The organism is Pseudoduganella guangdongensis (assembly GCF_009857475.1).
GTDB lineage: Bacteria > Pseudomonadota > Gammaproteobacteria > Burkholderiales > Burkholderiaceae_D > Rugamonas > Rugamonas guangdongensis.
The window spans coordinates 315401-339852 of sequence record NZ_WWCJ01000003.1 but is presented as its reverse complement, the minus strand read 5'-3'; the positions used below and the strand labels follow the sequence as shown (position 1 = coordinate 339852).

24 protein-coding genes are annotated in these 24452 nt (G+C 63.1%); 9 read left to right on the top strand and 15 right to left on the bottom strand.

Annotated elements, in window-relative coordinates:
• The first annotated feature begins 72 nt into the window (after positions 1–72).
• Both GTP41_RS05900 and GTP41_RS05895 read left to right on the top strand, forming a co-directional pair.
• A complete protein-coding gene (locus GTP41_RS05900; protein WP_161024634.1) occupies positions 73–825 on the top strand; it encodes an isocitrate lyase/PEP mutase family protein in 753 nt (250 codons plus the stop codon).
• Positions 812–1870: a bifunctional transcriptional activator/DNA repair enzyme AdaA gene (locus tag GTP41_RS05895; RefSeq protein WP_161024633.1), complete on the top strand. Its 1059-nt coding sequence runs from the start codon at positions 812–814 to the stop codon at positions 1868–1870. Before GTP41_RS05900 ends, GTP41_RS05895 begins: the two co-directional genes overlap by 14 nt.
• A 29-nt stretch (positions 1871–1899) precedes the next feature.
• Here GTP41_RS05895 and GTP41_RS05890 read toward each other — a convergent pair whose 3' ends face one another.
• The 6 genes from GTP41_RS05890 to ugpQ form a co-directional block, all read right to left on the bottom strand.
• Positions 1900–3690 carry an acyl-CoA dehydrogenase gene (locus GTP41_RS05890; RefSeq protein ID WP_161024632.1) on the bottom strand — a complete coding sequence of 597 codons (1791 nt, stop codon included), beginning with the start codon at positions 3688–3690 and terminating at the stop codon, positions 1900–1902.
• Positions 3691–3765: 75 nt separating this feature from the next.
• Positions 3766–4698: an electron transfer flavoprotein subunit alpha/FixB family protein gene (locus GTP41_RS05885; RefSeq protein ID WP_161024631.1), complete on the bottom strand. Its 933-nt coding sequence runs from the start codon at positions 4696–4698 to the stop codon at positions 3766–3768.
• Positions 4699–4722: 24 nt separating this feature from the next.
• A complete protein-coding gene (locus tag GTP41_RS05880) occupies positions 4723–5472 on the bottom strand; it encodes an electron transfer flavoprotein subunit beta/FixA family protein (RefSeq protein ID WP_161024630.1) in 750 nt (249 codons plus the stop codon).
• Between the two features lie 147 nt (positions 5473–5619).
• Complete coding sequence (locus GTP41_RS05875) at positions 5620–5847, bottom strand: sulfurtransferase TusA family protein (protein WP_090443023.1); 228 nt, start codon at positions 5845–5847, stop codon at positions 5620–5622.
• A gap of 190 nt (positions 5848–6037) precedes the next feature.
• Positions 6038–8650, bottom strand: coding sequence for an alanine--tRNA ligase (alaS, locus tag GTP41_RS05870; protein ID WP_161024629.1), 2613 nt, complete (start codon positions 8648–8650; stop codon positions 6038–6040).
• 130 nt (positions 8651–8780) lie between these two features.
• Positions 8781–9533 (bottom strand): glycerophosphodiester phosphodiesterase, encoded by a 753-nt coding sequence (ugpQ, locus tag GTP41_RS05865; protein ID WP_161024628.1) that lies wholly within the window; start codon positions 9531–9533, stop codon positions 8781–8783.
• A gap of 69 nt (positions 9534–9602) precedes the next feature.
• Between ugpQ and GTP41_RS05860 the strand changes: the two genes are divergently transcribed.
• Positions 9603–10829 (top strand): CaiB/BaiF CoA transferase family protein, encoded by a 1227-nt coding sequence (locus tag GTP41_RS05860; RefSeq protein WP_161024627.1) that lies wholly within the window; start codon positions 9603–9605, stop codon positions 10827–10829.
• Between the two features lie 89 nt (positions 10830–10918).
• Here GTP41_RS05860 and GTP41_RS05855 read toward each other — a convergent pair whose 3' ends face one another.
• A complete protein-coding gene (locus GTP41_RS05855) occupies positions 10919–11248 on the bottom strand; it encodes a hypothetical protein (RefSeq protein ID WP_161024626.1) in 330 nt (109 codons plus the stop codon).
• Positions 11249–11321: 73 nt separating this feature from the next.
• Complete coding sequence (locus GTP41_RS05850) at positions 11322–12530, bottom strand: MFS transporter (protein WP_161024625.1); 1209 nt, start codon at positions 12528–12530, stop codon at positions 11322–11324.
• 76 nt (positions 12531–12606) lie between these two features.
• On the opposite strand from GTP41_RS05850, the gene GTP41_RS05845 reads away from it, so the two are divergent.
• Positions 12607–13500 carry a LysR family transcriptional regulator gene (locus GTP41_RS05845; protein ID WP_161024624.1) on the top strand — a complete coding sequence of 298 codons (894 nt, stop codon included), beginning with the start codon at positions 12607–12609 and terminating at the stop codon, positions 13498–13500.
• Here GTP41_RS05845 and GTP41_RS05840 read toward each other — a convergent pair.
• From GTP41_RS05840 to GTP41_RS05825, 4 genes are read right to left on the bottom strand one after another with little or no spacing between them, the layout of a single operon-like run.
• The gene (locus GTP41_RS05840; protein WP_161024623.1) at positions 13491–14363 is read right to left on the bottom strand and encodes a hypothetical protein; all 873 of its coding nucleotides are present in this window, start codon (positions 14361–14363) and stop codon (positions 13491–13493) included. The two genes, GTP41_RS05845 and GTP41_RS05840, sit on opposite strands and share 10 nt — an antisense overlap.
• Positions 14363–15142 (bottom strand): hypothetical protein, encoded by a 780-nt coding sequence (locus GTP41_RS05835; protein WP_161024622.1) that lies wholly within the window; start codon positions 15140–15142, stop codon positions 14363–14365. The genes GTP41_RS05840 and GTP41_RS05835 overlap by 1 nt, the downstream gene beginning before the upstream one ends.
• A 2-nt stretch (positions 15143–15144) precedes the next feature.
• Positions 15145–15645, bottom strand: coding sequence for a hypothetical protein (locus GTP41_RS05830; RefSeq protein ID WP_161024621.1), 501 nt, complete (start codon positions 15643–15645; stop codon positions 15145–15147).
• A 19-nt stretch (positions 15646–15664) separates the two neighbouring features.
• Positions 15665–15958: a DnaJ domain-containing protein gene (locus GTP41_RS05825; RefSeq protein WP_161024620.1), complete on the bottom strand. Its 294-nt coding sequence runs from the start codon at positions 15956–15958 to the stop codon at positions 15665–15667.
• A 192-nt stretch (positions 15959–16150) separates the two neighbouring features.
• Here GTP41_RS05825 and GTP41_RS05820 point away from each other — a divergent pair, with 192 nt between their 5' ends.
• The 4 genes from GTP41_RS05820 to GTP41_RS05805 all read left to right on the top strand — a co-directional run bounded on the left by GTP41_RS05820 (position 16151) and on the right by GTP41_RS05805 (position 21691).
• Positions 16151–17911 (top strand): glutamine--tRNA ligase/YqeY domain fusion protein, encoded by a 1761-nt coding sequence (locus GTP41_RS05820; protein ID WP_161024619.1) that lies wholly within the window; start codon positions 16151–16153, stop codon positions 17909–17911.
• 182 nt (positions 17912–18093) lie between these two features.
• Positions 18094–18624, top strand: a complete 531-nt coding sequence (locus GTP41_RS05815; RefSeq protein WP_161024618.1) for a PEP-CTERM sorting domain-containing protein — start codon at positions 18094–18096, stop codon at positions 18622–18624.
• A 127-nt stretch (positions 18625–18751) separates the two neighbouring features.
• On the top strand, positions 18752–20536 hold the full coding sequence (locus GTP41_RS05810; protein ID WP_161024617.1) for a CHASE domain-containing protein: 1785 nt from the start codon (positions 18752–18754) through the stop codon (positions 20534–20536).
• Positions 20537–20872: 336 nt separating this feature from the next.
• A complete protein-coding gene (locus GTP41_RS05805) occupies positions 20873–21691 on the top strand; it encodes a glycine-rich domain-containing protein (protein WP_161024616.1) in 819 nt (272 codons plus the stop codon).
• 67 nt (positions 21692–21758) lie between these two features.
• On the opposite strand, the gene GTP41_RS05800 is transcribed toward GTP41_RS05805, so the two are convergent.
• From GTP41_RS05800 to GTP41_RS05795, 3 genes are all read right to left on the bottom strand, one after another.
• Positions 21759–22001 carry a hypothetical protein gene (locus tag GTP41_RS05800; protein ID WP_161024615.1) on the bottom strand — a complete coding sequence of 81 codons (243 nt, stop codon included), beginning with the start codon at positions 21999–22001 and terminating at the stop codon, positions 21759–21761.
• 222 nt (positions 22002–22223) lie between these two features.
• A complete protein-coding gene (locus GTP41_RS27060; protein ID WP_202419634.1) occupies positions 22224–22457 on the bottom strand; it encodes a hypothetical protein in 234 nt (77 codons plus the stop codon).
• A 45-nt stretch (positions 22458–22502) separates the two neighbouring features.
• Positions 22503–23387, bottom strand: a complete 885-nt coding sequence (locus tag GTP41_RS05795) for an SDR family oxidoreductase (RefSeq protein ID WP_229502751.1) — start codon at positions 23385–23387, stop codon at positions 22503–22505.
• Between the two features lie 12 nt (positions 23388–23399).
• On the opposite strand from GTP41_RS05795, the gene GTP41_RS05790 reads away from it, so the two are divergent.
• On the top strand, positions 23400–24425 hold the full coding sequence (locus tag GTP41_RS05790; RefSeq protein WP_229502750.1) for a CDP-6-deoxy-delta-3,4-glucoseen reductase: 1026 nt from the start codon (positions 23400–23402) through the stop codon (positions 24423–24425).
• Positions 24426–24452: the final 27 nt, after the last annotated feature.

The following is a 24452-nucleotide window of genomic DNA, read 5'->3' as shown; positions in this document are numbered from 1 at the left end:
TGTTTTTCGGTTGTGGCGCGGGCGGGAGCACCGCTAAGCTCCTGCCATCCCCACTCGCAACCGGAATACCACATGTCTCCATTCTTCTCCCCTACCCCGCTCCTGCTGGCGAATGCCTGGGACGTGCCCAGCGCCATCGCGGCCCGTGAGGCGGGCTACCACGCCATCGGCACTTCCAGCGCGGCCATCGCGGCCATGCTGGGCTATGACGACGGCGAACAAATGCCGTTCGAGGAAATGCTGTTGATCGTGCGCCGCATCCGCGCCAGCAGCGCCCTGCCGCTGAGTGTCGATATCGAGGCCGGCTACGGCGCGGACACGGCGCAAGTCGTGGCCAATGTCGCGCGCCTGGTGGAGCTGGGTGTGGCCGGCATCAATATCGAGGACAGCCGCAGCGTCGCCGGGCGGCGCGAACTGCTGCCGGCCGGTGAACTGGCCGGGCGCCTGGCAGCCCTGCGCGGCGCTTTCCCAGGCCTGTTCCTCAACGCGCGCACCGACGCCTATCTGCTGGCCCGCGCCGATGCCCTGCCGGAGACGATCGCGCGCGGCCGCCAATATGCCGCCGCCGGGGCCGATGGGCTCTTCGCGCCGTGCATGACCGCGCCCGGCGATATCCGCGAGGTGGCGGGTACAATCCCATGTGCACTGAACGTGCTATGCATGCCAGGCTTGCCGGATTTCGCCATGCTGGCGCAGTTGGGCGTGCGCCGTATCAGCATGGGCAACTTCGTGCATGGCGCCGCGACGGCGCGCTTGCAGGAAGTGCTCTGCGCCATCCGCAGCCAACACTCTTTTGCGCCATTGTTCTCCGATGAAATTCACTGATCCGGCCGATATCCAACGCTGCTATCAGGCCCTGGTTGTGCGCTCGGCCGCACATGTGGGAGCCTTCTACGCGGCGGTGCGCACCACCGGCATCTTCTGCCTGCCCACCTGCCGGGCGCGCAAGCCGAAAGCGGAAAACGTCGACTTCTTCACCGACATCAAGGAGCCGCTGGCCCTGGGTTTCCGTCCCTGCAAAGTGTGCCGCCCGACTGAGAACGCGCCGGACGTGCCGCCGCAGGTGGCGCGCGCGGTGGCCCTGGTGCGCGAGCAGCCAAAGCGCCGCATCCAGGACGGCGAGCTGCGCGAACTGGGGATCAGCCCGGAGCTGGTGCGGCGTTGGTTCCAGAAGCATCACGGTTTCAGCTTCCAGGCCTACCAGCGCATGCTGCGCATTAACCTGGCGATGGCGGAGTTGAAGGAGGGCCGCAACGCGACCGACGTGGCGCTCGATAGCGGCTACGAGTCCCTGAGCGGCTTCGCCTATACCTACAAAAAGATGACCGGGGCCGCGCCGAGCCAGCCGGCGCGGCAACTGGTGCTGCACCGTTTCCCGACTCCCCTCGGGCCGATGTTCGTCTGCGCCAGCGAGAACGGGGTGTGCCTGCTGGAGTTCACGGACCGGCGCATGCTGGAGACGGAGTTGCGCGACCTGCAGCGCTCCTTCCGGGCGCGCATCCTGGCGGGCGAGAACGCGCATACGCGCCAGGCGGTCGCGGAAATTGGCGAGTACTTCGCGGGCCAGCGCCGCTTGTTCAGCGTGGCGCTTGACGCGCCAGGCAGCGCCTTCCAGCGCGGCGTGTGGGATGCCCTAAGGGCGATGGAGTTTGGGGAGGTGACGCACTATGCCGATCTGGCCTCGCGCATCGGCATGCCGAATTCGGTGCGGGCGGTGGCTGGGGCGAATGGGGCGAACCGGATTGCGATCATCATTCCTTGCCACCGGATCATCGGGAAGGACGGATCGCTGACGGGGTATGGCGGGGGATTGGCGCGCAAGGAGTGGCTTCTGGCGCGTGAGGGGCAAAACCGGCAAACCGGTGTCTGACCCGCTGGGTCAGACACCGCACTACCGGTTTAGAACTGCTCGACTTCCAGGCCCAGCACGCCGGCGCTGCCGTCGACGATGGCGGCGCGCATGCCGCTGGAACCGGACAGGATGTGGTCCGCGAAGAAGCGCGCGGTCACGATCTTGGCGTGGTAGAAGGCTGCGTCGCCTTCGCCAGCAGCCAGTTTCTTCTGCGCTACCAGCGCCGCGCGGCCCATCTGCCAGCCGCCCAGCACAATGCCGGCCAGCTTCAGGTACAGCACGGAACCGGCGAACACGCACTTGATGTCGGACTTGACGTGGTTGACCACGAAGTCGATCACCGCTTCCAGGTCGTCCGCACCCCGCTCCAGGTGCTTGCGGATTGCCGCGAATTCCGGCGAGTTCACTTGCGCCAGTTCGCCTGCGGTGGCGCGCACCTGCGCCACCAGCGACTTGGCCAGCGCGCCGCCGTCGCGCACGGTCTTGCGGCCGATCAGGTCATTGGCCTGGATCGCGGTGGTGCCTTCATAAATGGTCAGGATCTTGGCGTCGCGGTAGTGCTGCGCCGCACCGGTTTCCTCGATGAAGCCCATGCCGCCGTGTACTTGCACGCCGTCGCGCGCGACGTTTTCAGACATCTCGGTCGACCAGCCCTTGACGATCGGCACCAGGTACTCGTACACCGCCTGGTTATGCGCGCGCACCTCGGCGTCGGCGTGGTGATGCGCCACGTCGTGGATGCCGGCCGCCACGTAGGCCAGCGCACGCGCCGCTTCGGTCTGGGCACGCATCGACATCAGCATGCGGCGCACGTCCGGGTGGTGGATGATCGCCACGCCGGCCGGCGAGCCGTTCAGGTCGCGCGACTGCACGCGGTCCTTGGCGAAGGCCACGGCCTGCTGGTAGGCGTTTTCCGCCAGGCCAACGCCCTGCATGCCGACGCCGAAACGGGCCGCGTTCATCATGATGAACATGTACTCCAGGCCGCGGTTCTCTTCGCCCACCAGGTAGCCCACGGCGCCGCCGTTGTCGCCGAACTGCAGCACGGCGGTCGGCGAGGCCTTGATGCCCAGCTTGTGTTCAATCGATACGCAATGCGCGTCGTTGCGCGCACCCAGCGAGCCGTCGGCGTTGACCATGAACTTCGGCACGATAAACAGCGAGATGCCTTTCACGCCCGGCGGCGCGTCGGGAGTACGCGCCAGCACCAGGTGGATGATGTTCTCGGCCATGTCGTGCTCACCGTAGGTGATGAAGATCTTGGTGCCGAATACCTTATAGGTGCCATCGCCCTGCGGCACGGCGCGGCTGCGCACTGCGGCCAGGTCGGAGCCGGCTTGCGGCTCGGTCAGGTTCATGGTGCCGGTCCATTTGCCGGTCACCAGCGGCTCCAGGTAGGTCGCCTTCTGCTCATCGGAACCGGCGGTCATCAGCGCCTCGATGGCGCCGTCGGACAGCAGCGCCACCAGCGCGAACGACAGGTTCGCGCCGTGCAGCATTTCCACGCATGGGGTGCCGATCAGCTTGGGCAGGCCCTGGCCGCCGAAGTCGGTCGGGTGCTGCAGGCCTTGCCAGCCGGCTTCCGCGAACTGTTTGAAGGCTTCCTTGAAGCCTTTCGAGGTAGTGACCTTGCCGTCGTGCCAGAAGCTCGGCTCTTTGTCGCCGGCGTGGTTCAGCGGGGCGATCACGCCGCTCACGAACTTCGCGTTTTCTTCCAGCACGGCTTCCGCGGTTTCCGCGTTTGCATCTTCGCAGCCTGGCAGCGCGGACACGCCTTCCAGGTTGGCCAGTTCGTTCATCACGAACAGCATATCTTTCATTGGGGCTTGATAGCTCATGACACCTCTCCAAGGTAGTAAAAGGGCCACTTGCGTGGCCCCGGTACTCAGTCCTTTTTCAGGACGTTTTTTTGATTAACCCAGTTCTTTAACCAGTTGCGGAACGATCTCGAACAGATCACCCACGATGCCGTAGTCGGCAACGGAGAAGATCGGCGCTTCTGGATCTTTGTTCACAGCGACGATGACCTTGGAGTCCTTCATGCCGGCCAAGTGCTGGATCGCGCCGGAGATACCAACGGCAATGTACAGCGAAGGAGCCACGATCTTGCCGGTCTGGCCAACCTGCCAGTCGTTCGGCACAAAGCCTGCATCCACTGCAGCGCGCGATGCGCCCATGGCGGCGTTCAGCTTGTCAGCCAGCGGTTCCAGGATCTTGAAGGCATCTGCGGAGCCCATGCCGCGGCCACCGGAAACGATGATCTTGGCAGCGGTCAGTTCCGGACGGTCCGACTTGGCCAGTTCACGGCCAACGAAAGCGGACTTGCCGAAATCGGCGGCGGCAGCCACGGTTTCCACGGCAGCGGAACCGCCTTCGGCGGCAGCAGCGTCGAAGCCGGTGGTACGTACGGTGATGACTTTGACTTTGTCCGACGATTGCACGTAGGCGATCGCGTTACCGGCGTAGATCGGGCGCTCGAAGGTATCAGGCGCGTCCACTTTGGTGATTTCGGAGATCTGCGCCACGTCCAGTTTGGCGGCAACGCGCGGCAGGATGTTTTTGCCGTAGGCGGTTGCAGGCGCCAGGATGTGCGAGTAAGAGCCCGCGACAGCCAGGATCTGCTCGGAGACGTTTTCAGCCAGGCCGTCGGCGAAGTGCGCAGCGTCGGCGTGCAGCACTTTGGTGACGCCGGCGATTTTCGCGGCGGCAGCGGCGGCGGCGCCGGCGTTGGAGCCTGCGACCAGCACGTGGACTTCGCCCGCGCACTTGGCGGCGGCGGTTACGGTGTGGTGGGTGCTGCCCTTCAGGCTAGCGTTGTCGTGTTCAGCGATTACGAGTGCGACCATGATGGAAGAATCCTTTGAAAATATTTAGATGACTTTAGCTTCGGTGCGCAGTTTCGACACCAGGGTCGCCACGTCAGGCACTTTGATACCAGCGGAACGCTTGGCTGGCTCGGTCACTTTCAGGGTTTTCAGGCGCGGGGTCACGTCGACGCCCAGTGCTTCCGGGGTCACGGTATCCAGCGGCTTCTTCTTCGCCTTCATGATGTTAGGCAGGGTCACGTAGCGCGGCTCGTTCAGGCGCAGGTCGGTGGTCACAATGGCTGGCAGTTGCAGCGCCACGGTTTCCAGACCGCCGTCCACTTCGCGGGTCACGGTGACTTTGCCGTCGGCCAGTTCAACCTTGGAAGCGAAGGTCGCTTGCGGCCAGCCCAGCAGCGCAGCCAGCATCTGGCCGGTCTGGTTGGAGTCGTCGTCGATCGCCTGTTTGCCCAGGATGATCAGTTGCGGTTGTTCTTTGTCGGCCACGGCCTTCAGCAGCTTGGCCACGCCCAGCGGCTCCAGCTCAACGGCGGTCTCGATCAGGATGCCGCGGTCGGCGCCGATCGCCATACCGGTGCGCAGGGTTTCCTGGCACTGGGCCACACCGGCGGAGACGGCAACCACTTCGGTTACTTTGCCCGCTTCTTTCAGGCGGGTCGCTTCTTCCAGCGCGATTTCGTCGAACGGGTTCATCGACATTTTGACGTTGGCGATATCCACGCCGGTGCCATCGGATTTGACGCGCACTTTCACGTTGTAGTCGACGACGCGCTTGACAGGTACCAGGACTTTCATAGGTGTGCCTTTGAAAAAGTGATAAGTAAATTAGTGGGCTAGATTATATTGGAATTCGATCAGTCTTATCGAATAAAAGCACGGTCGTGCGTTTTTTAAGTACAATCCGGCGCCGAAAAATCAGCAACCGGAAGGATACCGCAAATTTTACTTGCGGCGCATTAGGAAAGTAAATTCCGTGCCCTGCTGCACGTGCGACAGCAATGCATTGCCCGTTTGCTTGGCAAACGCCTGGAAGTCGCGCACGGAGCCGGGGTCGGTGGCCACGATACGCAGGACCTGACCGCTCTCCAGTTCAGCCAATGCTTTCTTGGCCTTCAGGATAGGCAACGGGCAATTCAGCCCACGGGCATCGAGGTCCTTATGAAATTCCATGGTCTCGGACTCGTGAGTAAGAGTTTCGCTCATCAATATCTCGCTTCTGTACTACTGATTTCCGACAGTCTACTCCAATTTTGGGCGTCTGACGCACTGCACCAAAATAGTTAATGTTGCGTTGCAAAATCACAACGACATTTCAATGTCGGCAAGGCCCACCCTAGAGCGAGCGGGCCTCGAGCAGTTGTTAGATACGCGACTCCACCCATGCTGCAACGCCACCGAGCGCACCTGGGAGTGCGTCCGGATTGGTGCCGCCGGCCTGCGCCATGTCTGGGCGGCCGCCGCCCTTGCCGCCCACTTGCTGGGCCACGAAGTTGACCAGCTCGCCCGCCTTGACCTTGCCGATGGAATCGGCGGTCACGCCGGCGATCAGGCTCACCTTGCCGTCGGAGACGGAAGCCAGCACGATGGCGGCGGACTTCAGCTTGTCTTTCAGCTTGTCCATGGTTTCGCGCAGCGCGTTCACGTCGGCGCCTTCCATGGTCGCGGCCAGCACTTTCAGGCCCTTCACGTCGACTGCTTGATTGACCAGCTCATCGCCCTGGCCGGAAGCCAGTTTCGACTTCAGTGCCGCCAGTTCCTTCTCCAGCGATTTCACCTGCTCCTGCACCGCGCCGATCTTGGCGGTCAGTTCTTCCGGGTTGGACTTCAGTGCCGCGGCGGCTTCGTTCAGTTTGCGGGCCATCGACTGCACCAGCGCCAGCGCGCCTTCGCCGGTCACCGCTTCCACGCGGCGGATACCGGCCGCAACGCCGCCTTCCGACACGATCTTGAACAGGCCGATATCGCCGGTGCGGTGCACGTGCACGCCGCCGCACAGCTCTTTGGAGGAGCCGATATCCATCACGCGCACTTCGTCGCCATACTTCTCGCCGAACAGCGCCATGGCGCCGTGCTTCACAGCGTCGTCGAAGGACATATTGTGCGACTGGGTGGCGGCATTGGCCAGGATCTCGGCGTTGACGATCGCTTCCACCTTGGCGATTTCCTCGGCGGTCAGCGGCGCGGTGTGCGAGAAGTCGAAACGCGCCTTGTCCGGATCAACCAGCGAGCCTTTCTGCGCCACATGGGAGCCCAGCACTTCGCGCAGGGCCTTGTGCATCAGGTGGGTCGCAGAGTGGTTGCGGATGGTGCGGCCGCGCGCATGCTGGTCCACTTCCGCGCCGACAGCGTCGCCCACTTTCAGCGCGCCGGAGGCCAGCACGCCGTGGTGGCCGAACACGTCCGGCTGGATTTTCAGGGTGTCTTCCACTGCGAACTTGGCGCCAGCGGACTGGATCAGGCCCTGGTCGCCCACCTGGCCGCCGGATTCGGCGTAGAACGGGGTGGTGTCCAGCACCACGATGCCCTGCTCGCCCGCTTTCAGTTCCTGCACTGGTGCGCCGTTGGCGTACAGTGCCACCACTTTCGAGTTGTGCGCCAGCTGGTCGTAACCGACGAACTTGTTTTTCTCGCCGCTGTATTCAACGTTGGCAGCCATTTTCTTGAACTTGCCGCCTTCGCGCGCCTTCTGCTTCTGCGCTTCCATCGCCACGGCGAAGCCGGCTTCGTCCAGGGTGATCTCGCGTTCGCGGCAGATGTCGGCGGTCAGGTCGAGCGGGAAGCCGTAGGTGTCGTACAGGGTGAAGGCGGTGGCGCCGTCCAGGTTTTTTGGATCCTTGGCCAGCTGCGCTTCCAGGATCTTCATGCCGTTTTCCAGGGTCTCGCCGAAGCGCTCTTCCTCAGCCTTCAGCACCTGTGCCACGCGGTCCTTGGCCTCCGCCAGCTCTGGGTACGCGCCGCCCATTTCCTTGTTCAGGTCTTCCACCAGCTTGTAGAAGAAGGCCTTGGTCTGGCCCAGCTTGTGGCCGTGGCGCAGCGCGCGGCGCACGATGCGGCGCAGCACATAGCCGTGGCCTTCCGAGCCAGGGATGATGCCGTCGACGATCATGAAAGCGGCAGCGCGGATGTGGTCGGCGATCACGCGCAGCGATTTGTTTTCCAGGTCGGTCGCGCCGGTTTCGCGCGCGGCCGCCTTGATCAGGGCCTGGAAGGAATCGATCTCATAGTTCGAGTGCACGTGCTGCAGCACGGCGGCCAGGCGCTCCATGCCCATGCCGGTATCGACGCAAGGCTTCGGCAGCTTGTGCATCACGCCCGCTTCGTCGCGGTTGAACTGCATGAACACCAGGTTCCAGATTTCGATGAAGCGGTCGCCGTCTTCTTCCGCCGAGCCAGGAGGGCCGCCGTAGATGTCGGCGCCGTGGTCGTAGAAGATCTCGGTGCAAGGACCGCACGGGCCGGTGTCGGCCATCTGCCAGAAGTTATCCGACGCGTAGCGCGAACCCTTGTTGTCGCCGATGCGGATGATGCGCTCTTTCGGCACGCCAATCTCGTTGGCCCAGATGTCGTATGCCTCGTCATCCTCGATGTAGACGGTGACGGTCAGCTTTTCCGGCGGCAGGCCGTAGACCTTGGTCAGCAGCTCCCACGCGTACTGGATCGCATCGCGCTTGAAATAGTCGCCGAAGCTGAAGTTACCCAGCATCTCGAAGAAGGTGTGGTGGCGCGCGGTATAACCGACGTTTTCCAGGTCATTGTGCTTGCCGCCGGCGCGCACGCAGCGCTGCACGGTGGTGGCACGGGAATACGGGCGCACGTCCTGGCCCAGGAACACATCCTTGAACTGCACCATGCCGGAATTGGTCAACAGCAGGGTTGGGTCGTTGCCTGGCACCAGCGGGCTGGAACGGACAATCGTGTGACCCTTGGATTCGAAGAATTTCAGGAACTTTTCGCGAATTTCAGCAGATTTCATGTCGTAAAAGGATAGGTTGCAGGCTGAGGCAAAGGGTTGATTATACGTGAAGCGCCCGCCGATGGAAAAAATGGGGACGTACCCTATTTTTCCAAGAAAAATAGGGTACGTCCCCATTTTTTTCCATCGGCTAGGCGAAGTCGGGGCCGATCAGGTCGATGCGGTCGGTGCAGAAACCGTCCACGCCCCAGGGCAGGATTTCCCGCGCGCGCTCCGGCGTATTGACGGTATAGCAGAACAGGCCAAAGCCCTCTGCTTTGACCGCCGCCGCCAGTTCCGGCGTCAGGTGCTTGTGGTTGGTGTGGATCGCCACGGCGCCCAGCGCGCGCGCCGTGTGCGCCCAATTGGCGGGAATTTTGTCAAATAAACAAGCTCGCGGCAGGTCGGGCGCCGCATCGCGCGCCGCTGCCAGGGCGGCCATGCTGAAAGACGACAGCAGCGGCAACTGGGCCGGATCGCCGGCCGCCACTTCCGCCGCGAAACGGGCGCGCGCGGTCTGCGCCACCCAGCGGCCGGTTTCCAGCTCGTGGCCCTCGGCCGGCTTGATCTCGATATTCATCCAGATCTTGTGCTCTTTGCAGTAATCCACCCACTCCAGGAACAGGGGCACCGGCTCGCCACGGAACTCCGGCGCGAACCAGCGGCCGGCATCCATCTTGGCCAACTCCGCCGCGCTGAAATTGGGCACATAGCCATCGCCGTACAGCGTGCGGCCGAAATGCGGGTCATGCATGACCACGCCAATGCCATCGGAAGACAGCATGACGTCGAACTCCACCGCGCGAAAGCCATAAGCCAGCCCGGCGCGCAGGCCGGCAATGGTGTTTTCCGGCGCCAGCGTACCGCCGCCGCGATGCGCAAGGATTTTTGGATAGGACCACATGGAATAAGACACTAACACGGTTGGATGCGTTAAGCTAACGCTCCCTAAAAACAGTAGGAAGCAGACAACATGACCCCGAAGGCTCTTGGACACATCCGCGTACTGGACTTAAGCCGCGTACTGGCCGGCCCCTGGTGCTCGCAGAACCTGGCCGACCTGGGCGCGGACGTGATCAAGATCGAGCGTCCGGGCGCCGGCGACGACACGCGCGCCTGGGGTCCGCCCTACGCCAAGGACGCCTCCGGCGCCGACACCACCGAGGCGGCTTATTACCTGTCCGCCAACCGCGGCAAGCGCTCGGTCACCTGCGACATTTCCAAGCCCGAAGGCCAGGCCCTGATCCGCGACCTCGCGCGCCACGCCGACGTGGTGCTGGAGAACTATAAAGTCGGCCAGCTGAAGAAATACGGCCTGGACTACGAGTCGCTGAAAGCCGTCAAGCCGGACCTGGTGTACTGCTCCGTGACCGGCTTCGGCCAGGACGGCCCCTACGCCCACCGCGCCGGCTACGACTTCCTGATCCAGGGCATGGGCGGATTGATGTCCGTGACCGGCGAGCGCGACGACCTGCCCGGCGGCGGCCCGCAAAAAGCCGGCGTCGCCCTGACCGACCTGATGACCGGCATGTACTCCACCATCGCCATCCTGGCCGCGCTGACCCACCGCGACCGCAGCGGCGAAGGCCAGTACATCGACATGGCCCTGCTCGACGTGCAAGTCGCAATGCTGGCCAATATGGGTTCGAACTACCTGAATAGCGGCAAGGCGCCCAAGCGCTGGGGCAACGCCCACGCCAACATCGTCCCCTACCAGACCTTTGCCTGTGCCGACGGCTACATCATCGTCGCCACCGGCAACGACGGCCAGTACCAGAAGTTTGTCGAAACCGGCGGCCGCGCCGACCTCGCCACGCACGAACGCTACGCCACCAATCCGCTGCGCGTGAAGAACCGCGACGAGCTGGTGCCCATCCTGGCCGAGATGGTGAAGACCCAGGGCCGCGACTGGTGGATTGAACGCCTGGAAGCGGTCGGCGTGCCCTGCGGCCCGATCAACGACCTGCACGACGTGTTCCAGAACCCGCAAGTGCAAGCGCGCGGCCTGGTGATGGAAGCGCCGCACCCGACGGCAGGCAAGGTCAAGCTGGTGCGCAGCCCCATGCGCCTGAGCGCCAGCCCGGCCGCAACCGACATGGCCCCGCCCCTGCTCGGCCAGCACACCGACGAAGTACTGCGCCAGGTCCTCGGCCGCAGCGACGCCGAGATCGCCGACCTCCGCAGCAAAAACATCCTCTAAAAAAATGTCCACCGTGGGGTCAGGAAGAAAAGTGGACATTTTCACGGAAATGTCCACCTTTCTTCCTGACCCCACGGTGGACAATTACCTTAATGCAGGTGTTGCTTGAAGTCGAACAGTTCGCGGTGCATGTGGTTGACGGCGGCTTTCATTTCGGGGGTCACCTGCATGCGTTCGCTGGCGCAGACGCGCCGGGCGCGCGCGCCGAGCAGTTCCATGTCGTGCACCAGCTTGGGGACGTCGGCGTAGTCTTCACTCACCAGCATTTCGCTGATGTCGTCCGAGCGGCGGTCCAGCTTCTGGATCGTGTCGCGCAGCTCGCCAGTCAGGTTGCGCTCGGCCGACAGGTGGTGCGCGGCTTGGCCCACGGCGTGTTGGATGTTGCTGAGCCTGATACGGATTTCGCGGTCGTGCATCATGATCGTCTCCTCCTACAAAACGGCACCCAGCGTGCCGGTGGGACTTGGAGACCGGTTCCTTACTGCAGTTCCGTTACCCTGCCCCGGCTTTGATCTGGCTCAACATTGCTTCGATTGGCGTCAACCGGCGCAGGTGTAGTGCTATGGCAACCGCCGCCAGCAGGCAGGAACCCAGCAGCGCAACCACCCCGCCCCACCCCGCGCGCGCCCACAACACGCCCGCCGCCACGCCAATCACGCTCGATCCGAGATAATAGAAAAATAGATACAGTGCCGAAGCCAGCGCTTGGGCGCCACTGGAGCGTGCGCGGCGGCCAACCCAGCTGCTGGTCATGGAGTGCGCCGCGAAAAACGCGAAAGTGAACAAGGCCATGCCTGCCACCACCAGCGGCAAGGACGCCGATATGGTCAGCAGGATGCCGGCCAGCATCAGCCCCAGCACCAGGTAAAGCACGCCCTTGCGTCCATAGCGGTCGGCCAGCTTGCCAGCCCAGACAGAACTGAAAATCCCCAGCAGGTAAAGCAGCGAAATACCGCCCACCACGCTTTGTCGCAGCTCGAACGGGGCGGCCAGCAGGCGGTAGCCAATATAGTTGTAGGCGCTGACCATGCAACCCATCAACAGGAAGGCAAGTGCGAACAGCCAAGGCAGGCCATCGTCGGCAAAATGACGGCGCATGCCATTTGGCATGGCGCGCCAGCCGGCGGCGGAAGGTCGGAAGCGGCGCGACCCGGGCAGGCTGCGCCAGAATTCGAGCGCGGCAAGCACGCCAGCCACGCCCATGCCCACCAGCGCCACGCGCCAGGAGTAAAAGTCGCTCAACACGGACACCGCCATGCGGCCCATCATGCCGCCGAACGCACTGCCGCTGATATACAAGCCCATGGAGAGGCCCAGCTGCTCGGGCTCGATCTCTTCGCCCAGGTAGGCCATGGCAACCGCTGGCATGCCCCCCAGCGCTACACCGAGCAAGGTGCGCGCCGCCAGCAACTGGCCATAACTGCTGGCCATGGCGCACAACAGGGTCATCAGGGCAGCGATGGCGAGCGCGGCCACCATCAGGGGCTTGCGGCCAATGCGGTCGGACACGGCGCTGGAGGCAAGCAGCGTCAGCGCCATGGCGGCAGTCGAAATCGAGAGCGACAGGCTGCTTTGCGCCGGCGTCAACGCGAACTCGTGGGATAGCAACGGCATCAGCGGTTGCACACAGTACAACAGTGCGAAGCAGGAAAAGCCGCCGAAGAACATGGCGCGGTTGGTGGGGTGGCTAAGGGCTTTCATGATGAATCCATCTTAGGATTGCCCTGTAATACAGTCCAATATATATTTCAGTCGTTATTAATCGCTTTTGAATATTATGGAACTGCGTCACCTGCGCTATTTCGTGGCCGTGGCCGAGGAGCTCAGCTTCACGCGGGCGGCCGAGCGCTTGCACATCGGCCAGCCGCCCCTGTCGCAGCAAATCCAGGCGCTGGAGGCGGAAGTGGGCGCGCGCCTGTTCGAGCGCAGCAAGCGCTGGGTGCGTCTGACTGAGGCGGGCAAGCTGTTCCTGGAGGATGCACGTGCCATCCTGGCGCGTTCGGAAAAGGCGGCGGAGCGGGCGCGCCGCGCGCAGCGCGGCGAGGCGGGCGAACTGCGCGTGGGTTTCACCTTCTCCACGCCGTTCACGCCCTTGTTCGCGCGCGCCATCCGGCGCTACCGCCAGCTCTATCCGGACGTGGCGCTGACCCTGCACGAGATGACCACCCTGCACCAGCTCGATGCGATCGAGGCCCGCAAGCTGGATCTTGGCTTCGTGCGGCCACCGGAAGTGGCGCTGCCGGCGACCCTGGCGCTGACCACGCTGCGGCACGACGCACTGCTGGTGGTGCTGGCCAGCGATTCGCCGCTGGCGCGCAAGCGCAAGGTGAAGGTGGCGGACCTGGCAGCACTGCCGTGGGTGATGTATCCGAAGGAGTCGGGCGTCGGTATCAACCACGCAATCTTCAGCATGTGCCGCGCGGCGGGTTTTGTTCCGCAGGTGGCGATGGAGGCGCGCGAGGCGGCCACTATCATTGGGCTGGTGGCAGCGGGGATCGGCGTATCGGTACTGCCGTCGCCGTTCCAGGGCATGCATATGGAAGGCGTCGCCTACCGCCATCTCGACGATGAGCGCGCGACCACATCCCTGCAACTGGCCCAGCGTAAAAACGAAAAAAGCCTCCTGGTGGAGGCTTTTGTGCGCGAGGCCCTGGCCGGGACTCAGTCGTAATCGGCGTCCAGCTCGGAACCGGCGTAGTTCTCCAGCTCCGTCCACAGCGTCTTCATGGCGAAGCGGCCGGGCAGCTTTTGCAGCACCGTGCAGCTGCGGCGGTACAGGTCGATGCGATGCAGCAGCACGGCGTGGTGCTGCTCCGGCACCGCCGCCACCAGTGCGGCGAAACCGGCCTCGTAGTCCGGCTTGGCCTTGCGCACCGCTTTCACGAAACGCTCGAACTCCTTCTGGCCGGTGCGCGCCACGATGCGGCCGCCGCCCTCCACCGCGAAGATGATGGCCAGCGCGATCACGCCTTCCGCATTCAAGTCCACATCCTTGATGGCGCCTTCGGCGTTATGGCGGCGTAGCCAGTTCGCCAGGCGCACCACGGCTTGCACTTCCTGGCGCTGCTTCAACTGGGTCTGGTACTTGGACGGGCCGTCCCAGTTGGCGCCCGGTTCGGTGTAGCAGATGTCGAAGAACAGGTCGCGCAGGCGGCGTTGGGCGTACATCGGGTCGTTGTCGTATTCGCCGATCAGCGTGTCTTCCGGCATTGCGGCCAAATCCTTCAACTGGCGGAAGCCAGCCTGGAAGGCCAGCTCGGCGCCTTGCTCCACCAGGTAGTCCAGCGCCAGCTCGTCGGAGTCGACGGTCAGCATTTCCTCCAGCCCGAGCGACACGCCACCGATGGTCAGGTTGACCGCGCGCTGGATGCCTTCCGCCGTACGGTTGTTGGTGAATTTGTCCGCCACCATGGCCGTGATGCCGCTCAACTCTTCCGCCAGGATGACGGCCGCGTCTTCGCGGTCGTCGCCCGGCAGCAGTTTGATGGCGCGCGTCAGGCGCGGCAGGCTTTCTTTGACGAGTGCGGGCAGCATCAGCCGAAGATCCCCGTGCCGATCGAGCGGCGCGCGCGTTCGCGGCCGGCGCCACTGCGGGTGGTGGTCGGCACTTGCTTGCGCAGGCGGTACAGCAGCTCTTTGGTGGAGCGCTGCAGGTGCTCCGGCTCCGCGTCCGGATCGTCGCTGAACTCGGCATCGGCCAGGTCGGCGCTGTGGCGGAATTCCGGGAACAGCTCGAACAGGGCGCGGTCCCAGCCGTCCTCGTTGGCCTGCGCCAGCGCCACGGCGACCGGCACGATGTCGTTGTCCGACGAGGTCTGTCCGCTCAGGTAGGAGCCCTTGGAAATCACCTCGCCCGCCACTTCCAGCACCTCTTTCGGCGCCAGCGAGAACAGGATGGCGAAGGCGGTGCAGCCCCAGTCGGTGGCCGAAGCTTCCTTCAGCAGCTCGGCGCGGCGCTCTTCGTCCTCGGTGCCGAAGATCACGCCGTGCATGTGCGCGAACAGCGATTCTGCGATGCGTTCGGGATCGTCTTCGATCATATCGTCCGGCCAGGTGGCGGCGATATAGGCCAGGCTTTCGGCCCATTGCTTGGGCGGCACCAGCAGGGTCGCCAGCGACAGCTTGCCGCCGTCAAAACCGGACATATGCAGCGCGGTCACGTGCGGCGGCAGCTCCTGCAGCACTTCCACCACGGCCAGGTCGCCGTGGGTGTCGGCCGCTTCGGCAAAGGCGCGCTCGGCGTGCTCCAGGGAGCCGGCCAGCACGAGTTCGGTGACCTGCTTGCGAATGGCTGGCAGATTCTTGTCGGTCATGCTCAATCCTCCTGCTGGTCAAAGATGCCGGTGAAGTCGTCGGTCGCGACGTCGTCCGCGTAATCGTCTTCATCATCGCCGTCGTCGCCTTCTGCCAGGCGGTCGAGCGAAGTGTCCTCGTCGTCCCACATGCGCGGGTGCTTGTGCAGCAGCGCCGTGATGATGGCCTGGCGCGCCAGGTCGGGGTGGTTCTCTTCCAGCGCTTCCAGCAGGCCTTCCGCTTTCGGGCAGCTGGCCGCGCCGAACACGCGCGCCGGGTCGCCGTACTCGAAGTCCTCAGCGTCGGCCAGGGCGGCTTTCGGGTCGTGGAATTCGATCACGTCCACCAGCGCAAAGGCCATCATGTTCAAATCGTCGATGCCGCCGCCGTTGATATATTCGGTGCGCAGGGCGTCGACCATCTTCTTGTAGTTCTTGTGGTCAGGCGGATCGCCGAGGATGCCCTCGATCTGCCCTTCCAGTTCGCGCGCCTGGTAGGCGAACTCTGGGTGTACTTTTCTCATTTGCTGCTACTTTCTTGATTCAGGCGGCGGGAATGGTCACGCCGTTGACGCTGAAGATGGAACGCCACTGTTGGTAGGCTTCCTCTTCCGGGTCGATGATGATGCGGTGGTGCACACTCTGGTTGTACTCTTCCCGTTTCTCCGGGTCGGACAACACTTCGTAAGCTTTGACGATGGCCTTGAAGCGGGCGTCGGCGCCCGGTTCCTGGTTGCGGTCCGGGTGGAAGCGCATGGCCAGGGAACGGTAGACCTTCTTGATTTCCTCGTCAGAGGCGTTGGGCGCGACACCGAGCACATTGTACAAATTTTCCATAAAGCAACTCCGGGCCGGTTTTTAAACGCGTAAGGACGAATTATCCTATAAAATGCCCTGTTTACGCTGAACATCACCCCAAAACCGGGAAACCAGGGTACGGCCCCAGGGCCGGCCTCTGCCAAACCTGGGGTCCGGCCCTGGCGGCCGTACCCTGGTTTCCCGGTTTCCTGGTTTAAACCAAGAACATACATGAGCAACGACAAGAAACCTGCTGCCCCGGCCCCTGCGCCGAATTTCCTGCGCAATATCGTTGAAGCCGACCTGGCTGCCGGCACCCATACCCGCGACGGCCTGCCGCCGGTGATCACCCGCTTCCCGCCGGAGCCGAATGGCTACCTGCACGTCGGCCACGCCAAGTCCATCTACACCAATTTCGGCCTGGCGCGCGACTTCGGCGGCCGCTGCCACCTGCGTTTCGACGACACCAACCCTGAAAAAGAAGAACAGGAATACGTCGACTCCATCATCGACAGCGTGCGCTGGCTCGGTTTCGACTGGGACTATAAAGGCCCGGTCGGCGCCGGCAACCACCTGTATTTCGCCTCCGACTACTTCGACAAGCTGTACGAGATGGCCGAATACCTGATCAAGGTCGGCAAGGCTTACGTCGACAGCCAGAGCGCGGAAGAAATGAAGAACACGCGCGGCGGCTTCGGCGTGGCCGGCACCAACTCGCCATTCCGCAACCGCTCGGTGGAAGAAAACCTGCAGCTGTTCCGCGATATGAAGGCGGGCAAGTTCAAGGACGGCGAGCACCTGCTGCGCGCCAAGATCAGCGAAGACGCCATGTCCTCGCCGAACATGAATATGCGCGACCCGGCGATCTACCGTATCCGCCACGCCCACCACCACCGCACGGGCGACGACTGGTGCATCTACCCGATGTACGACTACACCCACCCGATTTCGGACGCGCTGGAGAACATCACCCACTCCATCTGCACCCTGGAATTCCAGGACCACCGCCCGTTCTACGACTGGCTGCTGGAAGTGCTGTCCGAGGGCGGCTTCTTCAAGAAGCCGGTGCCGCACCAGTACGAATTCGCGCGCCTGAACCTGACCTACATCGTCACCTCCAAGCGCAAGCTGCGCCAGATGGTGGAAGAAGGCATCGTGGACGGCTGGGACGACCCGCGCCTGCCGACCATGGCCGGCATGCGCCGCCGCGGCTTCACCCCGGAAGGCATCCAGCTGATGTGCGAGCGCACCGGTGTCACCAAGTCCGACGGCTGGATCGACTTCGGCGTGCTGGAAGGCGCCGTGCGTGAAGACCTTGACCCGAAAGCGCCGCGCGCCATCGCCGTGCTGCGCCCGCTGAAGCTGATCGTCGAGAACTTCCCGCAAGGCCAATCGGTCGAATGCACCTCGCCGGTCCACCCGCACCACCCAGAGCTGGGCCACCGCACCTTCCCGTTCACGCGCGAGCTGTGGATCGAGGAAGAGGACTTCATGGAGACCCCGACCAAGGGCTACTTCCGCTTCACCCCGCCGGTCGGCGACCAGCCGGGGGCGCGCGTGCGCCTGAAATACGGCTTTGTGGCCGAATGCACCGGCTACGACAAGGACGAAAACGGCAAGGTCACCGCCGTGCGCGTGAAGTACTTCGAGGACTCCAAGTCCGGCACCCCGGGCGCCGACACCTACAAGGTCAAGGGCAACATCACCTGGGTCAGCGCCGAAGCCGCGCTGCCAGCCGAAGTACGCCTGTACGACCGCCTGTTCACCGAAGAAAAGCCGGACGCCGGCGGCAAGGACTTCAAGGAGTTCCTGAACCCGAAAGCGCTGGAAATCGTGCAAGCCTACCTGGAGCCGGGCCTGAAGGACGCCGCCGCCGAGCAGCGCTACCAGTTTGAGCGCCACGGCTACTTCGTGGCCGACCGCGTGCTGTCCCAGCCAGGCAAGCCGGTCTTCAACCGCATCGTGACCTTGAAGGACAGCTGGGCCAAGTAAGCCGGTCGAGCGCCACCATTAAAGCCGCCTTTCCAGGCGGCTTTTTTTATGTCTGTCGGGAAGTTTTACAGCAGAGTCAAGCCATCAGGAGAAGTTGCTTAAGAATCAGATAGTTGATACCCCGGCACACAGTTTGCTTCTTGCAAGTTACCTAAACAATTATTCTTGAGGGGACTGATGTCATGAAACGATTGATCAAGCAATGCGCACTGGTTGCCGCCCTTGCCACCGCGTCCCTGGGCCAGGCGCAAGCCGGCGTCATGGATTTCACTGGTATGGCTAGCTTCAACAACTTCTCGCAAAACGGCATGAACATGAGTTCCAACTCGGTCTGGAACTGGCCCGGTGCCGATATGGCGCACATGGATGGCGGCGTGGCCACCTTCGTGCTGGCGAGTGCAGGCGACTTTAACCTGATCAGTATCGATATGGTCAGCAACGGCGGCAGCGGGCCAGCGCGTTTCTCCGCGTATAACAATGGCTCCTTGCTGGGTTCAATCGATATTGCCTCCAACGCCGGCACGTTCGCGTTTGGCGCCCTGTTCAGCGGCATCGACGAGGTCCAGGTGTCGGTCCCCGGTAGCCACTTTACTTTCGATAACGTTACCTGGCGCGAGGGCCAGGCCGCGCAGGACGTACCTGAGCCAAGCAGCGTCGCCTTGCTCGGCCTCGGCCTGCTGGCCGCTTGCAGCCTGCGCCGCCGTCGCAGCTGAAAAGCCACTGCATAGGAACACAAAATGCCCTGGACAAACAGGGCATTTTTTCATATTAGTTTGATTTCAATCAAAGTGGCATTTTCACAACTTGACCAAAGGTTACAAAAATTCTTATAGTCAATGAATGAGCCGCCAACCGCCACGCTTATTCACCCCTTCGCAGCCTTTGTGGTGGCTTGGCATCGCAATCTCGCTCGGGGTCGGAATAGGTCTGTACAGCATTGCCACCCGCTCCGTCGAAAGCAGCGCGCGGGAACGCTTCGACCACCAGGCCCATAACACCCAGTTTAATATCAACACCAGCATCAAGGCCTACACCGACGTGCTGCGCGCCGCCGCCAGCTACTTTCAGGCCGGCGGCCAGGTGACGCGCGAAACCTTCCACCGCTATGTGCGAGGGCTGGACCTGGAGCGCAACTACCCGGCCATCGACAATATCAACTTCGCCGAGTACTACACCGACGCCCTGCGCCCGGCGGCGGAGGCGCGCCAGCAGGGCATCGCCGAGCAGGACTATCCGGCCTTCGCGCGCCACCCGGCCGGCGTGCGGCGCGAATATGCGGTACTGACCATGATCGAGCCGCTGCAAGGTTTCCGCGACCGCTACGGCCTGGATATCGCCGCCCGTCCCGGCGTGGCCGAGGCGCTGTTCCGGGCGCGCGACCAGGGCATCATGAGCAGCTCGGGCCAGCCGATCCCGCTGCGCAGCGCGCCCAGCCACATTGGCATGGCCATGCGCATCCCGATTTACCGCAACGGCATGCCCGCCAGCACGGTCGAGGAACGGCGCGCGGCCTGCCTTGGCTCGGTCGGCCTGGGTTTCAGCGTGCCGCGTCTGGTCGGCAGCGCCCTGGTGGAAATGCCGCTGCGCGCGGTGCGCGTGACGCTGCGCGACAGCAGTGTCGCCTTGCAGCCTGCCACCCTGCTGTTTGACAGCCATCCGGGCCAGCCCGCCGCCGGCAACGGGCATTTCGTCAGCGAGCTGCCGGTGCAATTCCATGGCCGCACCTGGCATGCCCGGTTCAGCGTGCCCAAGCAGGAGCTGTACTCGCGCTTCGACCAGTTCATGCCGCTGCTGGCGGGCAGCCTGGGCTTCGGCGCCAGCATCCTGATTTATGCGCTGTTCGTCACCCTCGCCTCCTCGCGCCGGCGCGCGCTGAAGATGGCGCGCGCCATGACGCGCGAACTGCGCGACAGCCAGGCGCGCCTGCAGTTGTCGCACCACCGCCTGCGCCGCCTGGCCGCGCACGCCGACCATATCAAGGAAGAGGAACGCAAACGCATCGCGCGCGAAATCCACGACGACCTGGGACAGAACCTGCTGGCCCTGCGCATCGAGGCCGACATCCTGGCCACGCGCACCGAGAAAAGCCATCCGCGCCTGCATGCGCGGGCGTGCGCCACCCTGCACCAGATCGACAACACCATCCGCAGCGTGCGCCACATCATCAACGACCTGCGGCCCAATGTGCTGGACCTGGGCCTGTCGGCGGCGGTCGAATGGCAGATCGCGCAATTCCGCCAGCGCTCCGGCATCAAGTGCGAGTTCATTGAAGAGGCCAAGGCCGACCACGGGGTGGATGACCACTGCGCCACCGCCTTCTTCCGCGTGCTGCAGGAATCCCTGAGCAATATCCATCAGCATGCCGGTGCCAGCATGGTGCGGGTCGAGCTGCAGCAATCGCATGGCATGCTGCGCATGACCATAACCGACAACGGCATCGGCATCGAAACGGCGTCCCGGCACAAGGCCGGCTCATTCGGCCTGGTGGGCATCGAGGAGCGCATCAGCCTGCTGGGCGGCAGCTGTTCGATCAACAGCCTGGTTCATGGCGGCACCACGGTCAGCATTGCGGTGCCGATCGGTTTCCGCGTGGCGCCGATGGAGGATATGCGGCTAAGTGCTTAGGCATATTTACCACGCACTAGGAAAAGACCGAACCGATGTTGATGGATATCAAACTCTCTTTCCAACCCTCAGCAAAAATGCAGATGTAACATTTAACAGTGCGACAAGCTATTGATTTGAAAGGGTCATCGCTTGTGTTGTTTAAGGATCGCTCAATTGAATTGTTACTTGCATTAGAGGTTGCGCTGTCTATACTTGAGCTAGTTGATACACATCAACATCGCGTTCCCAGCTCCGAACGCTCAGACGCCCAAGCGACAGCTCCAGCCCCTCAGAACGGCGTCTTTCTCTCTCACTGGTAAATTAGCTCGCTCACTTTTATAGGGAATGTCACTCATGATTTCTGCTGAAAGCTTTAAGGCCATCGCCGACCTCGATCTGGAACCAATCAAAGTGAAACTGATGCACGAGGAGTCCGGCGAAGGCTGGTCGCTGGAAAAAGTTAATGCCGTCGAATTCGAGTATCGCCGCTTCCTGTACCTGATGAAGACCTTCCCCAACGAGCAGACCGCTCCGCTGATGGACGTGGACATCTTCTGGCACTACCACATCCTCGATACGATGAAGTACTTCATCGACTGCGAAAACGTGTTCGGCTACTACCTGCACCACTTCCCATACATCGGCCTGCGCGGCGAGGATGACGAGGCGGCGCACGAGCGCGTGGGCAACCGCATGAAAGAACTGTACGAAGAAACCTTCGGCGAAGCCTACCTGCGCGGCGCTGAACCCGCCGACGCCGCCTACTCCGGCCGCGTGGCCGCCGACGCGCAGACCGCCTACTCGGGCCGCGTCGCCGCCGACGCCAAGACCGCCTACTCGGGCCGCGTCGCCGCCGACGCCAAGACCGCCTACTCGGGCCGCGTGTCCGCCGACGCCAAGACCGCCTACTCGGGCCGTGTCGCCGTCGACGCCAAGACCGCCTACTCGGGCCGTGTCGCCGCCGACGCCAAGACCGCTTACTCGGGTCGTGTCGCCGCCAACACCCAGACCGCCTACTCGGGCCGGGTGGCCGCGGAAACGCAAACCGCCTACTCGGGCCGCGTGGCAGTTGCGGCGCAGACCGCCTACTCCGGGCGCGTCGGCAGCAGCGAAACGCAAGCGGCAGCAGTGAGCAAGTTCTACGGCGAGCGCCCACGCCTGGCAAGCGCATAAACGCAGCGCCGCGTAAACGACAACGGCCGCCCAAGGGCGGCCGTTTTATTTACCCGAAGGCGAGCGATCAGTGAGCCATCAGCTCACGCAGTTCACGGATGGAGAAATCGCTGATTTCGTGCATGCGGATCAGGATCGTCGCGCCGATTGGCAGGGTGTTATGACGGATCTTGCTGATAACAGGTGGAGCAACCTCGAGCGCGCGGGACAGGGCGGCATCATTTTTCAGCTGCAGCTTTTCGATGATGGCATCCAGCACACGGTTCGGATTGTAAGTCGGCGAAGCGGTAATTTCTTTCAGAGAGCTCATGGCTATTACTTTATCAACATGTTGCAACCTAGCAACAAAATAATTGGCGGAATTTTCGACAAAGAGCGCCAGAAAAAGCCGTTATTGACGCAATTTTCGGCACACGGACGGTATGATACACCGTTTTATTGCCGTTCGCTTAACGGACGGCAACTTTTGTGAGATTTTGATAGATTCTAGCGCGCAATGCTGTGCTAGGAAATAAGATAGTTTAATAAAAAACTACTTTTGATCATTTCTTGCCAAAGTAAATGCCATGAGTGGCAGGCAGCACCAGGTAAACGTTATCCAAACCAGGGCGGGCGGCAAATACATCAGGGCGGCCGGCAAGGGCGCCGGGTCTGCGCGCCAGTCCAGGCGGCGCCGGATTTCCTCGGGGGAAGGTGGCGGCAGGTGGGCCTGGCCGCGCTGGGCCAGGTAAACGCGTACTTGCTCCTTGGTGGGATGGCTATACATGGCGCCCTCCTTGGCAGACATTGGCACAAGATAACGCCATTCGTTTCACTGGCGCTTGATGCATCTCAAGGCCGCTGCGACATCCGGATACAGCAGCCGCACCTGCAATTCTTCCTTCAGGCGCCGGTTCGCCAGGCGGCGCGACTCGGACATGAAGGACAACAATGTTGGCGTCACCGCCTGCGCCAGTTCCGCACGTCCCAGGCGCGGGGGGCGCGGCAAGCCGAAATGATCGGCCACCATGTCGAAATAGTCCCCCATTTTGAGCTCCGTGTCATCAACAGCGTGATAGATGCGGTTGCCCACGCCACGCCGCAGCGCCGCCAGCACCACCCGCGCCAGGTCGTCGGCATGGATATGGTTGGTGTAGACATCGTCCTCCGCACGCAAGGCCGGCGTGCCCTGTTCCAGGCGCTTCAACGGCAAGCGGTCGGCGCCATAAATACCCGGCACGCGCAGGATGGCCAGGCGCCCGCGCGCGCGCCGGGCCCAGGCCCGCAGCACCTGCTCCGCGTCGACCCGGCGCAGCGCGCGCGCATTGCGCGGCGCCACCGTCTGCGTTTCATCGGCCCAGCGTCCGCCCAGGTCGCCGTACACGCCGGTGGTGCTGACATAAACCACCTGCGCCCTCTCAGGTAAAATGGCGGTCACATTGCGGGTGCGCCGGTCTTGCTGGCCCTCGCCCGGCGGCGGCGCCAGGTGCACGATATGGTGCGCCAGCCCCGCCAGGCGGCGCAGCGAATCGGGCTGGTCGAGGTTGGCCAGCACGGGCACGGCGCCCGCCGCACGCAGTTCGGCAAAGCGTTCGCGCTGGCTGGTTACGGCAAATACGCGGTAATGCGCGCGCACCAGGGGCAGCAAACGCATGCCCACATCGCCGCAGCCGATGATCAGCAGGCGCGGCTTGTTGAATTTTTTACTGATTTCCATATTTAAGATTGTATGTCTTTCCAAATTACTGTTCAGCCAAGCGGCCACCAATTCAGCTGTGAAGAAGACGAAACCGTCCTGGCGGCTGCCATGCGCGCCGGTGTGGGCCTGCCCTACGGCTGCAAAAATGGCGCCTGCAGCTCCTGCAAAGGCAAGGTGGTATCGGGTTCCGTCAGCCACAAGGCGCACCAGCGCCGCGCCCTGAGCGAGGAAGAGGAAGCCGGCGGCATGTCCCTGTTCTGCTGCGCCGTGCCGCATTCCGACCTGGTGCTGGAAGCGCGCGAAGTAGCCGGCAGCGGCGAGCATCCGATCAAGAAAATGCCGACCCGCGTCAACGCGCTGGAAAAAATGGCGCCGGACGTGATGGTACTGACGCTGCAACTGCCTGCCAACGAGACCTTCCAGTATAAGGCCGGCCAGTACCTTGAATTCCTGCTGCGCGACGGCAAGCGCCGCGCCTACTCGATCGCCACCGCGCCGGAAGGCGGCGCGATCACCCTGCATATCCGCCATATGCCGGGCGGCCTGTTCACCGACCAGGTGTTCAGCACCATGAAGGAGCGCGACATCCTGCGCTTTGAAGGCCCGCTCGGCACCTTCTTCGTGCGCGACGACTCCGACAAGCCGATGGTGCTGCTGGCATCCGGCACCGGCTTCGCGCCGATCAAGGCGATTGTCGAACACGAACGCGCCAGCGGCTCCAAGCGTCCAATGACGTTGTACTGGGGCGGCCGCCGCCCGCAGGACCTGTACATGGACGCGCTGTGCCGCCAGTGGGCGCAGGAAATCCCGAACTTCAGCTACGTGCCGGTGGTGTCGGACGCGCTGCCGGAGGAAAACTGGAGCGGGCGCACCGGCTTCGTGCACCAGGCTGTGATTGATGACCTGCCGGATATGTCGGGCCACCAGGTATATGCCTGCGGCGCGCCGATCGTGGTGGAATCGGCCAAGCGCGATTTCGTCAAGCTGTGCAAGCTGCCGCTGGATGAGTTCTTTGCCGATGCCTTCACTTCCGAAGCCGACCTGCAACAACCATAAGCCTTCACCCCATGCGCTGCGTGCCGT